The organism is Actinopolyspora lacussalsi, assembly GCA_030803735.1.
GTDB lineage: Bacteria > Actinomycetota > Actinomycetes > Mycobacteriales > Pseudonocardiaceae > Actinopolyspora > Actinopolyspora lacussalsi.
The window spans coordinates 4,283,271-4,296,380 of record JAURUC010000001.1; the positions used below are offsets into that span (position 1 = coordinate 4,283,271).

11 protein-coding genes are annotated in these 13,110 nt (G+C 69.3%); 5 read left to right on the top strand and 6 right to left on the bottom strand.

Going from position 1 to position 13,110, the window contains the following annotated elements; all coding sequences use genetic code 11:
* Positions 1-257: 257 nt before the first annotated feature.
* From J2S53_RS19050 to J2S53_RS19060, 3 genes are all read right to left on the bottom strand, one after another.
* Complete coding sequence (locus tag J2S53_RS19050; protein ID WP_043575974.1) at positions 258-887, bottom strand: superoxide dismutase; 630 nt, start codon at positions 885-887, stop codon at positions 258-260.
* Between the two features lie 151 nt (positions 888-1,038).
* Entirely contained in the window at positions 1,039-2,535 is a 1,497-nt protein-coding gene (locus J2S53_RS19055; RefSeq protein ID WP_456242120.1) for a glutamate--cysteine ligase, read from the bottom strand.
* 215 nt (positions 2,536-2,750) lie between these two features.
* Positions 2,751-4,070, bottom strand: coding sequence for a multidrug effflux MFS transporter (locus J2S53_RS19060; protein WP_456242121.1), 1,320 nt, complete (start codon positions 4,068-4,070; stop codon positions 2,751-2,753).
* A gap of 225 nt (positions 4,071-4,295) precedes the next feature.
* On the opposite strand from J2S53_RS19060, the gene J2S53_RS19065 reads away from it, so the two are divergent.
* From J2S53_RS19065 to J2S53_RS19075, 3 genes are all read left to right on the top strand, one after another.
* Positions 4,296-5,102: a TrmH family RNA methyltransferase gene (locus tag J2S53_RS19065; protein WP_456242122.1), complete on the top strand. Its 807-nt coding sequence runs from the start codon at positions 4,296-4,298 to the stop codon at positions 5,100-5,102.
* A gap of 94 nt (positions 5,103-5,196) precedes the next feature.
* A complete protein-coding gene (locus J2S53_RS19070; RefSeq protein ID WP_456242123.1) occupies positions 5,197-5,805 on the top strand; it encodes a DUF2537 domain-containing protein in 609 nt (202 codons plus the stop codon).
* Between the two features lie 93 nt (positions 5,806-5,898).
* Complete coding sequence (locus tag J2S53_RS19075; RefSeq protein WP_456242124.1) at positions 5,899-6,249, top strand: hypothetical protein; 351 nt, start codon at positions 5,899-5,901, stop codon at positions 6,247-6,249.
* 143 nt (positions 6,250-6,392) lie between these two features.
* Here J2S53_RS19075 and sepH read toward each other — a convergent pair whose 3' ends face one another.
* From sepH to J2S53_RS19090, 3 genes are all read right to left on the bottom strand, one after another.
* Entirely contained in the window at positions 6,393-7,397 is a 1,005-nt protein-coding gene (gene sepH, locus J2S53_RS19080; protein WP_456242125.1) for a septation protein SepH, read from the bottom strand.
* A gap of 368 nt (positions 7,398-7,765) precedes the next feature.
* Positions 7,766-8,911 (bottom strand): phosphoserine transaminase, encoded by a 1,146-nt coding sequence (gene serC / locus J2S53_RS19085; protein WP_456242126.1) that lies wholly within the window; start codon positions 8,909-8,911, stop codon positions 7,766-7,768.
* A 295-nt stretch (positions 8,912-9,206) separates the two neighbouring features.
* Positions 9,207-9,773, bottom strand: a complete 567-nt coding sequence (locus J2S53_RS19090) for a sigma-70 family RNA polymerase sigma factor (RefSeq protein WP_456242127.1) — start codon at positions 9,771-9,773, stop codon at positions 9,207-9,209.
* Between the two features lie 201 nt (positions 9,774-9,974).
* Between J2S53_RS19090 and J2S53_RS19095 the strand changes: the two genes are divergently transcribed.
* Both J2S53_RS19095 and J2S53_RS19100 read left to right on the top strand, forming a co-directional pair.
* Positions 9,975-10,721, top strand: coding sequence for a zf-HC2 domain-containing protein (locus J2S53_RS19095; protein ID WP_456242128.1), 747 nt, complete (start codon positions 9,975-9,977; stop codon positions 10,719-10,721).
* Between the two features lie 73 nt (positions 10,722-10,794).
* Positions 10,795-13,080 carry a heavy metal translocating P-type ATPase gene (locus tag J2S53_RS19100; RefSeq protein WP_456242129.1) on the top strand — a complete coding sequence of 762 codons (2,286 nt, stop codon included), beginning with the start codon at positions 10,795-10,797 and terminating at the stop codon, positions 13,078-13,080.
* Positions 13,081-13,110 lie beyond the last annotated feature (30 nt).

Here is a 13,110-nt window from a genome sequence, read left to right on the forward strand (position 1 = left end):
GCGAAATCGCCGGGCCGCTTCGGCGCGGTGGCGAACTCCCGCCACGGAACCACCCCCAGCAGAGCACCCCGCCCCCCGATCGGAGAAAAACTCGGGTTTCCCTCCCCCGGGGGAGGGAAACCCGAGTTCCGGCAGTTCGGCTTGTCGGAGCATTCACTGCCGGAGCCGCGGGGGCTCGTGCTCGGGTCCGCGAGTCCTTCGAACCCCGCCTCGTGCGGAAACGCCCGTCCCGGGCGGACAGGTCCGGGCGAGGCGGTTCAGGACTGCGGCAGCCGCAGCCCGTTGTAGCCGGCCCGCGCGTCGGCGAACCGCCGGGAGACCTCGTCCCAGTTGACCACGTTCCAGAGCTGCTTGACGTAGTCGGCCTTCACGTTCTTGTACTGCAGGTAGTAGGCGTGCTCCCAGATGTCGAACACCAGCAGCGGGGTGGTGGCGATCGACAGGTTGGAGTGGTGATCGCGCAGCTGCTGCGTGATCAGTCGCTGTCCGACCGGGTCCCACGCGAGCACGCCCCATCCGTTGCCCTGGATCGTGGTGGAGACGGCCTCCATCTGGGCGCGGAAGTTGTCGAAGGAACCGAAGTCCTGGTCGATGGCCGCCGCGAGCTCGCCGGTCGGCTTGTCGCCGCCGTCCGGGCTCAGGATCTTCCACCACACGAGGTGCAGCGAGTGACCCGCGAGGTTGAACGCCAGTGTGGTCTCCAGCCCGACGATCGACGAGAAGTCCCCCTTCTCGCGCGCCTCGGCGATCTTCTCGATCGTGTCGTTGGCTCCCTTGACGTAAGCCGCGTGATGTTTGCTGTGGTGCAACTCGTTGATCTCACCGGCGATCGCGGGTTCGAGCGCCGAGTAGTCGTAATCCAGCTCGGGCAGCACGTACTGCGCCATTGACCGTCTCCCTTTCGCAATGGGGTTTCGGTAGCAAGTCTGTCGCAGTTGCAAACTACTAGCAACAGTTTCGGCGCGCTCGACTCGGGTGGGTAGTACGGGGCGGAGCCCGGTGGGGCCCGGCCCGTTCCCGGGCCCCATCGGTGTGAGCTCATTCCACCGGCCAGGTGTGTGCCGGTTCGCCGCTGTCACCCAGTTCGATGTAGCGGCGCAGCATCTCCACCAGAGCGGGCTGTCGGTCACGGCTGCGCTGCAGCCGCAGCACCGTCTCCCGTTGCCAGTCGGCTCCGGTCTGCCGGGCCTTGCAGCGCTGTTCCAGCACACCGAGGTGGCGTTGCCTGGCCGTTGCCGAGACCCCGCACGCCTCCAGCCCCTCGTGGGCCATCGGGAGCAGCTTGCGCAGTACCAGTTCGTCGGCGGGAACCCATCCCATGCCGGGCCAGTACAGTCGGGCGTTCATTCCGTAACGGGCTCCGCTGTAGAAGTTCTCCTCCGCCGCGGCGAACGACATCTGTGTCCACAGCGGCCTGTCCTGTTCGGCCAGTGCGCGCTGTGCGCCGTAGAAGAACGCGGCGTTGGCCAGCATGTCGGCCACCGTCGGTCCCGCGGGGAGCACCCGGTTCTCCACCCGCAGGTGCGGAACCCCGTCCACGAGGTCGTACACCGGGCGGTTCCAGCGCCAGATCGTGCCGTTGTGCAGCCGCAGTTCCGAAAGCGTCGGGGCTCGTCCGGAGTTCAACGCGGCCACCGGGTCCTCTTCCTCCGGCTCCGGCATCAGCGAGGGGAAGTAGCGCACGTTCTCCTCGAACAGGTCGAAGATGGAGGTGATCCAGCGGTCCCCGAACCACACGCGGGGACGCACCCCCTGGTTCTTCAGCTCCTCGGGCCTGCTGTCGGTGGCCTGTTGGAACAGCGGGACACGCGTCTCCTGCCAGAGCGCTTTGCCCAGCAGGAACGGTGAGTTCGCCCCGACGGCCACCTGCACCCCGGCCAGGCACTGCGCCGCGTTCCAGTGCGCGGCGAAGTCCTCCGGAGCGACCTGCAGGTGCAGCTGTGCCGAAGTGCAGGCGGAGGAGGGCAGGATCGACTCCGCGTGCGAGCGCAACCGCTCCTGTTCCTGATCGCCGAGCGGGGTGCCCGACATGTGCAGCAGTATCTCCTCGCCGCGTGCCGCGCAGATCTGCTGGTTGAGCAGGCCGTAGCGCGCGGGGTGCGACAGCCAACGCGGATCGAAGTGGGAGCTCCGCAGCGTCGGCAGCGTTCCGATCATGACGAGTTTGGCCCCGATGTCCTGTGCCTTGCTGTCGGCGTTCGACAGCGAAGCGCGCAGCTCGTCCTCCAGTTCGAGGGCTCCCTGGCCTGCCAGCGCTCGCGGCCGGACGTTGAGCTCCAGGTTGTGTTGCCCCAGCTCGGTCGTGTACGAGGGGTCGTCGATCTTCTCCAGTACTTCGGCGTTGGACATCGAGGGGTTCATCCCCTCGTCCACCAAGCTCAGTTCCATCTCCAGCCCCATCTGTTGGTGGGGGAAGGAGAAGTTGCCCTCAGCCAGCATCCGGGCCAGCGCGTCCAGACCGCGCTGCATCTTGTCCCGGTATCGCTGCCGATCGCCCGGTCTGAACGCTCGACTGATTACGTTCTGCTTTCCCATGCCGCGTCACCCCGATCCAACGGTGTGCACATCGGCAGCTTCCGTGCTGGTCAGCGCCGGATTTCACAGTGGCACACCGGTGACCGCCCATGCCAGCGGCCAAAATGGTGGCACGATCTGACGAACGAGGGAGAGGCGTGGAAACGCTGTGTGTTCACGCGTGTCCGGGGGTCGAAGCGAGTGCCTCTCGGGGCCGAGCGCCGGACTTCGGCCGTTCAGCGCGCGGCGGGTGCCGCCGCACCCGTGCTTCGTCTGCCCAGGGTCAGGTGCACCGTCAGCGAGGCGAGCACCACGCCGAACATCACCAGTGCCATGGGCAGCGCCGATCCGACTCCGCCGAGTCCCACCAGCGGGGCCGCCAACGCCCCCACCACGAATTGCAGGACTCCGAGCAGTGCCGAGGCGCTTCCGGAGACCTCCTGGCGTTCGGCGAGCACGAGCATCGTCGTGTTGGGCATCACGAAGCCGAGACTGGAGATCATCACGAACAGTGCCACGAGCAGGAACGGCAGTGGCAGCCCCGCCGACACGGTGAACACCAGCAGCAACCCGGCCACCGCTGCCGCGCTCAGCGCGCAGAGCAGCAGCTGGGACTCGGTCGCGATCCTGCCGACGAGTCGTGCGTTGATCTGTCCGCCCGCGACCAGGCCCAGGGCGTTGCTGCCGAACGCGAGACTGTACGCCTGCGGGGAGAGTCCGTAGATGTCCTGCAGCACGTACGAGGAACCGCTGATGTAGGCGAACATCGCGGCCATGGCCAGTCCCGCCGCCAGTGCGTTGCCCAGGAACGAGGGACTGCCCAGCAGTCCGCCGAAGATGCGCGCGGTGGAACCGGGTCGCAGCGGTTGACGCCATCGCCTCGGTTTGGTCTCCGGGAGTGCCAGTACCGTCACCAGGAACAGCACCACCGAGAAGGACGCCAGCACCACGAATACCCCGCGCCAGGTGGTGAAGTTGAGCACCTGCCCGCCGATGACCGGCGCCAGAATGGGGGCCAGGCCGGTGACCAGCATCAGTGACGAGAAGAACCGGGACGCCTCCACTCCGGAGTAGAGGTCGCGTACCGAGGCGCGGGCGATGACCATTCCCGCGGCCGCGCCGAATCCCTGCAGGAACCGCAACGCGGTCAGTGCGTACACGTCCCCGGAGAGTGCGCACAGCACGGAGGTGGCGAAGTACACGCCCAGCCCGACCAGCAGTGGCTTGCGCCTGCCGACCGAGTCGCTGAGCGTTCCCGCGACCAGTTGCCCGAAGGCCAGCCCGAGCAGCACGGCGGTAAGCGTGAGTTGACCCTGCGCGGAGGTGGCACCCAGCTCCCTGGTCAGCTCCGGCAGGGCGGGGAGGTACATGTCGATGGTCAACGGGCCGAACGCGGTCAGTCCCCCGAGGATGAGGGCGAACTTCGCCTTGCGGCGCAGTCCGGAGTTGTCGACGCCGGTCTCCGTCTCGGTGTGGGGTGGTGTTCCGCCGTCGCGGTGGCTGTGCTGCTGCCTGGCGCCGCTCGGTGGAGCGTCACTCGGTCGCGGGTCGCTCATGAGCCGGCCTTCCGTGATCGGGAACTCGCACCCGTTCAGCACGAACGTGTGAAGGCGGGTGGTTATGCCCGTCTCGTTCGCATGGCTAAGTGAGCCCGGTCACGGACCTCGTTCCCCCGTGGCGAGGTCGACCGGCACCGGCCACGAACACACCGGCCACGAACACAACGGCCACGACCACGGTCGTCGTCGAAGGTCACATCCCCTGATGCGAGGATACGAAGTGTGGCCAGGCTGATCGAAGTAACCGATGCGGAGGACCCCGCGGTCGACGACTTCCGCGATCTGACTACCGCCGATCGTCGTCCCGATCGCCCCGGCGGGCGCGGGCTCGTGATCGGCGAGGGCAGGCTGGTGGTGGAGCGGCTGCTCGCCTCGCCCTACCCCATTCGGGGACTGCTCGGGGAACGCAAACGGATAAACACCCTCGAACCGCTGCTGCGCGATCTCGATGTCCCCGCCTACATCGTCGAGCCGGACACGCTGGCCGGGATCGTGGGCTTTCACCTCAACCGCGGAGTTCTCGCGGTGGCGGACCGCGCTCCCGAACCCGATCCGGCCGAGCTGATTCGCCGTTCCAGCAAGCTGGCCGTGCTCGAAGGGGTCGTCGATCACGAGAACCTCGGAGCCATGTTCCGCAACGCCGCCGGGCTCGGCCTCGACGGGGTGCTATTGGGCCGCGGCTGTTCCGATCCGCTCTATCGCCGCAGCGTCCGGGTCTCGATGGGGCACGTGCTGCGTGTGCCGTTCGCCAGGCTCACGGACTGGCCCGGCGATCTGGAGCGCCTCGGTGCCAACGGTTTCCGGGTGGCCGCGCTGGCCCCCCGTCCCGATGCCGTTCCGGTGGGACGAGCGGGTCTCTCCGAGGGCAAGGTGGCCGTGCTGATGGGTTCGGAGGGGCCCGGGCTGAGCGAGGAGGCACTGCGCTCGTCCGATCTCACCGTCGGCATCCCGATGTCTCGTGAGGTGGATTCGCTGAACGTCGCGGCCTCGGCCGCGATCGTGTTCCACGCCATGCGCTCCGACTCGTGAGGCCGCCGCGTCCGCGGGCCACGGGGTGATCTTCGGGCCCGACTGTGCCGGAGAACATCGTCCCGGTGGAAGATCTCAGTAGGGGGACGTCGCGATGGTGGGGGAAACCATGGAACTCCGGGTCGCCCGAGGGCGGCCCCTGTTCGTCGAGGCGGACGGGTCGCTCGGTCTGAAGCCGGAGCACGTGGGGCTTTCTCCCGAGCTCTGTGCGGCGCTGTACGAATGGGCCGAGGTCGTGGAGCGAATCAGCCGGGGGAATCCCCTCGACGGGCGGGCGTCGCGCGCGGTGGCACGTCGCGGCCGGCTGCTCGCGGGCCGCACGGCGGGGGAGTGCGAGCGTGCCGTTCGTTACCACGATCCGCTGACCGGTGAGCCGAGCACGCTGCCCGCACCCGTCGGACAGCGGCTTGTCGCGGGGTCGGACCCGCGGACAGAAGTGTTCGACCGCACCGCCCGGCCCACCGGCGTGACGGTCAGTGTCATCCTCGCGGTGCTGGTCTCCGTGGTGCTGGTGGTGGTTTCGCTGGGGCTGGCCGAGGTGAACCCGCTGCTCGGTGTGGTGGTCAATCTCGCTGTGGCGGGCGGATTCGCCCCGTCGGTCTGGCTCGGACGCGCCGTACCCACCTGGCGCTGGGTAGCTTTCGGAGTAGTACTCGGTGTCGCCGCTTCCTGGGTGATCCTGCCGCTGAGTCTGCTGGGGTGAGCCGGGCCTCCCCGAGTCCTACACCATCCGGGGGAACGAATGTTCGGCCCGGTCAGCATGGTTCCGCGTTGAGCCGTTGGGCACAATCGAGGCATGTCACCGTCCGCGCGCGTGTTGTTCCTGGTCGGCCTCTTGTCGATCCTCGTGGCCCTGTTCGCCGGGGCAGTGCTGCTCACGATGGACTACGTCGCGTGGATAGCGGGGACGATCGGCGCGGTCTCCATCGCGGGAGGGTTCGTGGCGAGGGCGCTCTCCCCGGACACCGGCGGCGGGAAGTCCACAGGGGACGGTATTTCCCCCGGTGGCGGACGCCCCCGCGGTAGGTTCATCGGCAGATCGCTGCCGGGAGTGCGGGACCGCATCTGGCAACGACACCTCGAATCGAGAGGTGGGAACTCCGGTGACGAGCAGCAGAGTCCGGAACAGGACTCCTCCCGCCCCTGAATCCGGCGCCCCCGAATCCGGTATCGCTGGCCCCTGTATCGCTGGCCCTGGTATCGCTGCCCCGTAGTCGCCCGCCCGAGCCCGGCCGGTTCGACGTGCCGAACTCGTCACACTTCGGCCGCCGGTCGCGGTCTCGCCGTCGGTCACCGGTTCGACCGCACGCCGAGCAGCACGTCCTCCCAGGAGGGTACGATCGGGTGATTCTTGCGCCCCTCCCCGGTACCCGCGTCGTCCTCGATGTCCTCCCGGTCCGTCGCCACGTGTTCGACCTCGTTGTCCGACCCTTCCAGGGGTTGTTCGGCCTCGGAGTCCTGGATCGCGTTTCCGAACTCGGCATCGTTCGACTGCGAGGTCGAGCCGAGTAGCGTCCCCGCTGTCATGGCGGGGATGTGGGCGGTTCCGACGGAACTCTCGGAGAGGTCGGGGTTGTTCTGCTCGGACGCTCCTCCCAGTAGCGGAGTGGTGGTCTCCCGATCGCCGGAGTGAACCTCCTCCTCGTCCGAGTGGTCCAGCTCGAGTGCTTCCCTGGCGAGCTCGGTGACCGGACGTACCGTGCGCAGTGGCCGGTTCGGAGTGGGATCGAGCAGGTCGAGCGCGTCCTCGTCGAGCGCGGCGATCGTGCCCCCCTGCGCGCCGGGGTGGAACGTCCAGTGCGCGGTGTTCTCCGTGCGGCCGGCCTGCCAGCGCAGCGTGACCACCCACTTGCCGTCCTCGCCGCGCCAGGCGTCCCAGCTGGTCTCGCCGTAGTCCTGCCCCCGCATTCCGAAGGTCTGCGAGATGATCTCGCCGAGTGTCTGTACGTCCGGCCCGTCCTCGCGGATCGGATGTGCCTGCTGGGCCTTCTCGGCGACCTGGGCCCGTTCCAGTAATACCGGGTAGGCGTAGCGCTCCACGCGTTGCTGCGGAATGCCGGCCTCAGCGGCGACTTCCTCGACGGAAGCGCCCGCACGAACTCGCGTCTGGATCTCGCGCGGCCGCATCTGGGCTTCCAGCTCGATCTGTACCTGCCCGAGACGGGTGAGGTCACCGCGGGCCGCGGCGCGGAGTCGCTCGTCGGCAGGCACCGCGAAGCGTTCGCCGTTGTCGGGATCCTCACACACGACGGTCTCGCCGTCCTCTTCGAGCCCGACCACTCGCAGCGCTCGCATAAGTGCCTCCCCGCGCCTCCCGCTGATTTTAGATCACCAAGCTATAACGATAACTCGGCGGGGGGTCTCCGTGGGACGGACGCGCCGAGTGTCGTAACGATGATCCTGCCGAACGGGCGTACCCCGTCGCATCCGTGGAAATACCTTGATTCCCCGAAAAACCGTGTGGTCTCGATTACCCGGTCGGGCCGCCGCGGGGTATCCCATCGTCGCGGGCTCGGGTGTATCGCTCGGGGACATGCCGGCTGACCCTCGGCATCCTCGCGGCGCATCGGGGTGGACGGTGACGACATCACCTCGCCGGAGCCTCGGCCGAGGCCGGGATCCGGGGTGAGCGGCGCACCGCCCACCCCGGTAGTCGCGTCGGATCAGCCGAGCTTGCCCGCGATCCAGTCGATCGCCTGCGTCAGCTTGGTGACGTCGTCCGGCTCGACGGCGGGGAAGGTGCCGATGCGCAGCTGGTTGCGGCCGAGCTTGCGGTAGGGCTCGGTGTCCACGATCCCGTTCGCGCGCAGCGCCTTGGCCACGGCGTCCGCGTCGATCGAGTCGGCGAAGTCGATCGTGTTGACCACCTGGGAACGCTTGGCCGGGTCGGCGACGAAGGGGGAGGCGAAGTCCGAGGACTCGGCCCACGAGCACACCCGGCGCGAGGACTCACCGGTGCGCCGCACGCACCAGTCCAGCCCGCCCTGTTCGAGCATCCACTCGATCTGGTCGGCCAGCAGGAACAGCGTGGCGACGGCGGGGGTGTTGTAGGTCTGGTCCTTGCGGGAGTTGTCCAGCGCCGTGGTCAGCGAGAGGAACTCCGGAATCCAGCGGTCCGAACCACCGATCTCGCCCACGCGCTCCAGCGCGGCCGGGCTCATCGCCGCGATCCACAGGCCGCCGTCCGAGGCGAAGCACTTCTGCGGCGCGAAGTAGTAGACGTCCACGTCCGCGGGGTTGAACGGCAGCCCGCCCGCGCCGGAGGTGGCGTCCACCGCGATCAGCGAGTTCTCGGACCCGGCGGGGCGGCTCGGGGGCAGCATCACGCCGGTGGAGGTCTCGTTGTGCGCCCAGGCGATCAGGTCGGCCTTCGGGTCGGACACCGGATCGGGGGCATCGCCCGGATCGGCCTTGACGACGATCGAGTCGTCCAGGAACGGGGCGGACTTGGTCGCCTTCGCGAACTTCTCGGAGAACTCACCGTAGGTCAGGTGCAGCGCACGCTGCCGTACGAGGCCCAGGGTGGCGGCGTCCCAGAAGGCGGTGGTGCCACCGACGCCGAGGACCACCTCGTAGCCCTCCGGAAGGGAGAAGAGCTGGCGGAGACCTTCCCGCACGCGTCCGACGAGCGACTTCACCGGTTTCTGCCGGTGCGAGGTGCCCATCACGTCGGCACCCTCGTTCGCGAGCCGCGTCAACTGCTCCGGCCTGACCTTCGACGGTCCGCATCCGAACCGTCCGTCGGCCGGGATCAGTTCAGCTGGCAACCGCAGCGTCGTCGGGTCGATGTTGGTTTCGGCCTGCGTCATGCCGGCGCCTCCGGTCCTTGTTGTGTTGGTTTCGGCCCGTTCGAGGGCCGCTTGCGAACATGCACGAAGTTGGCCAGATGACCGGCGCCGTTGCCGGCTCAAGCACGGCTGGGCGCACACCGCCGGCGCGGTCCGACGGATCGCGCCACCGTGCCGCCGGTGTGAACCAGCCGCGGGCAACTTACTGCCTCCGTCGCCCCCTTGGCTACCGCGACGAGCCCGGTGTCACCCGAGCGAAACCGACCGGTGCGGCCGTCCCCGTCCGCCCGGAACGCCGGCTGAGATCGGAAAAGAGTTACGATCCCCGGGAACTCGCACTGTGATCCGTATCATACTCGTGGAGCCGGTCGACCAGGTCGGCGCGTGCCCGGGCCACCCTGGAACGGATCGTGCCGGTGCGGCAGCCCGCCACCTCGGCGGTCTCCTCGTAGCTGAGCCCGACCAGCTGGGTCAGCACGAAGGCCTCCCTGCGCCGTTCGTCGAGGGCCTCCAGTGCGCTGCGCAGCGCGTATCCCTCCGGTATCGAGAGGATTCGCGGTTGGACCCGTTCCGCCGCGAGCTGCCAGTCGTCGATGTCGGCCGTGCGTGGGCGGCGGTCGCGGTGCCGGATGTGGTCGGCGGCGACCCTGCGAGCTATCGACAGCAGCCAGGTGCGCGCCGAGGAGCGGCCGCGGTAGGTGGCCAGTGAGCGGAACGCGCGCAGGTAGCACTCCTGGGTGAGATCCTCCGCGACGTGCGCGTCCGCCAGATGCCGCAGCAACTGCCAGACCTGACGCTGCGTGCCGTGCACGAACCTGGTCGCGGCGTCGGTGTCCCCCTGTTTCGCCGCCAGCGCGCAGCGTGTGAGTTCCTGGTCGTCCACGCCCAATATCCAATGAACTTCGGGCCCGGGCCCGCTGCCACGGTTGTTCGGCTCACTCGACCACGTAAGCCGCGGTGATGCCGACTCGGCGGGCGTGAACCGTCGTTACCGTGGGAGCACGATACGCGTGTCCCCTCGATCTCCGGCACGGGAGCCGGGAACTACCGGGAGGTCACCGACGACCAGCACGGTGTGGACTGCGTGACGAGTGTCGAGATCCTCTCCGCCGAGCTCGACGGGGCGGCCACCGAGGAGCAGCGTCGACTGGTGCGGCAGCACCTGGCGGGCTGTGCCGAGTGCGAACGGCGCCGAGCTGGTTTCGACGAGTTGCACCGGGCGGTGCGGATCATGCCCGCCGAGCCCGGCCCCGACGTCACCGGAGCCGTGCTGCCGGCCCTGCGGCCCCGGTCGCTGGATCGGCTGCGCGGTGCGGCGGGGAGGCGACCGCGAACCGCCCTGCGCTGGTTGCTGGCACTGGTGGCGGCGGTTCAGTTGGGGGTGGCCCTGCTGCAGCTCACCGGTGTCGGAGTTCGCGTGGGCGATGGGGCCCGGTCGACGATGCCGCACATCGATCACGAGACGGGCGCCTGGAACGCTGCGGTGGCGGTCGCGTTGGCCTGGGTGGCGCTGCGTGCCAGGCACGCGGCCGCGCACCTGCCGGTGCTGGCGAGTTTCACCGGCGTGCTCGGCGCGTTGTGCCTGGTGGATCTGGTCACCGGCCGCGTCGGCCCCGAACGGGTGATTTCACACCTGCCGGTGCTGCTCGGGCTGGTACTGGTGGCGGTGCTGGCGCTGCTGCACGGCTCGGACCGGGTGCCCGCGAGCGGGAGCCGCTCCCCCGGCGAGGGTGCCGAGCGCGGGGTGGCGGAGCACACCACCACGAGCGCGCTCGACGGAGGGAGGACCGAGTCGTCCCCGCCGCCCGTGGCGTACCGGGAGAGCGCGTGAGACGTGACGGACGGCATGGTTCAAGCTGGAGGGAGTTTCGCCGGTCGCGGTGAACCGCACGAAAGGTGGTCGGATGACGACGTCCGCGGACACCTCAACCGAGTCCGCCGAACAGCAACGCGGCTCCGCCGAACAGCAACGCAGCGTCGAGCTGGCCGTCAGCGGCATGACCTGTGCGGCGTGCGCCAACAGGGTGGAGCGCAAGCTCAACAAACTCGACGGTGTGCACGCCAGCGTCAACTACGCCGCCGCCCGTGCCAGCGTCACCGCCCCGGCGGGCGCCGCCGACGAGTTGCTGACCGAGACGGTGACCAAGGCAGGCTACGGGGCCGAGGTGCTGCGCCCAGCCGAGGAGAGCCCGGACGACTCTCGTGCCCGGCTGCGCGATCTGTGGCGCAGGCTCGTCGTCTCGGTCGTGCTGTTCGTGCCGCTGGCCGACCTGGCGATCCTGTTCACGGTGCTTCCCGAAGCCCGCTTCCCCGGTTGGCAGTGGCTGATCATCGTGCTCGCGCTTCCCGTGGCGGGCTGGGCCGCCTGGCCGTTCCACCGCGCCGCGCTGCGCAACGCCCGGCACGGTTCCTCCTCGATGGACACGCTGGTCTCCATCGGGATCACCGCGGCGAGCGTGTGGTCGCTCTACGCGATGTTCGCGCCGAGCGCTGCGCCCGCCGACGCCTCCGGGCTGTGGCTGCTGCTCAACACCGACGGTGCCGCTTACCTGGAAGTGGCGGCCGGAGTGACCACCTTCGTGCTGGCCGGACGCTACTTCGAGGCCAAGGCGCAGCGCAGAGCGGGCGGCGCGCTGCGCGCCCTCGCCCGGCTCGGAGCCAAGACCGCTCTGGTGCGGGACGAGGACGGCACGCACCGGGAGGTGCCGGTCGAACGACTGCGGGTCGGGGATCGGTTCGTCACCCGCCCCGGCGGAACCATCGCCACCGACGGGCGCGTGGTGCGTGGCGGCGCCGCCGTGGACCGCAGCTCGATGACCGGGGAGTCGGTGCCCGCCGAGGTCGTCGAGGGCGACGAGGTCACCGGAGGAACCACGGTCGCGACCGGCTGGTTGCTCACCGAGGCCACCAGGGTCGGCCGGGACACCCAGCTCGCGGGGATGATGCGACTGGTCGAACAGGCGCAGAGCGGCAAGGCCGCCGTCCAGCGGTTGGCCGACCGGATCTCGGCCTACTTCGTGCCCGCCGTGCTCGGGCTGGCCGTGCTGACGTTGCTCGGCTGGCTGCTGCTCGGCGGCTCGGCCGAGCGCTCCTTCACGGCCGCGCTCTCGGTGCTGGTCATCGCGTGTCCGTGCGCGCTGGGACTGGCCACGCCGACCGCGCTGATGGCCGCTTCCGGACGTGGTGCGCAGCTCGGCATCTTCCTCAAGGGGTATCAGGCCCTGGAGTCCACCAGGACGGTCGACACGGTGGTGTTCGACAAGACCGGCACGGTCACCACCGGCAGCATGACCCTCGGGGAGGTGTACTGCGTCGCCGGTGTGGCGCGGTCCGAGGTGCTTCGACTGGTGGGCGGACTGGAGCACGCCTCCGAACACGCGGTCGCCGCCGCGATCACCTCCGCCGCGCGCGCCGAGCTCGGGGAAGGCGTGGAACTGCCCGCTGTCGAGGGGTTCGCCAACGATCCCGGACTGGGCGCGCACGGCGAGGTGGACGGACACCACATGCTGGCGGGCAGGGCGAAGCTGTTCACCGACAACGGGATCACCGTTCCGGAGGACGTGCGGCGACACCACGCGGAGTGGCAGCACGGCGGGAGGACCACCGTCCTCGTCGCGCGGGACGGAGTCGTGGTGGCGGTGCTCGGGCTCGCCGACGCGGTCAAGCCCTCGGCCCCGGCCGCCGTGGCCGAGCTGCGGCGGCTCGGGATGCGGACCGTGCTGTTGACCGGTGACAACGAGGCCACGGCTCGTTCCGTCGCCGAGGAGGTGGGGATCGGCGAGGTCGTCGCCGACGTGCTCCCGGATCAGAAGGTCGAGGCGATCGAAGGACTGCGCGCCGAAGGGCGCCGGGTGGCGATGGTCGGCGACGGGGTCAACGACGCGCCCGCACTGGCCACGGCGGAACTGGGGCTCGCGGTGGGGGCGGGCACGGATGTGGCCATCTCGGCGGCCGATCTCATCCTGGTCCGCGAGGAGCTGACGGCGGTGCCGGACTCCGTGAAACTCGCCAGGCGGACGCTCGGCACCATCCGGGGCAACCTGGTCTGGGCGTTCGGCTACAACCTGGCCGCCGTGCCGTTGGCCGTGTGCGGACTGCTCAACCCGCTGATCGCGGGCGCGGCCATGGCGCTGTCCTCGGCCTTCGTCGTCTCCAACAGTCTGCGGTTGCGCCGGTTCACCCCCGCGTGAAATCGCTCCCAGGAGTGTCCGGTTCGGGGA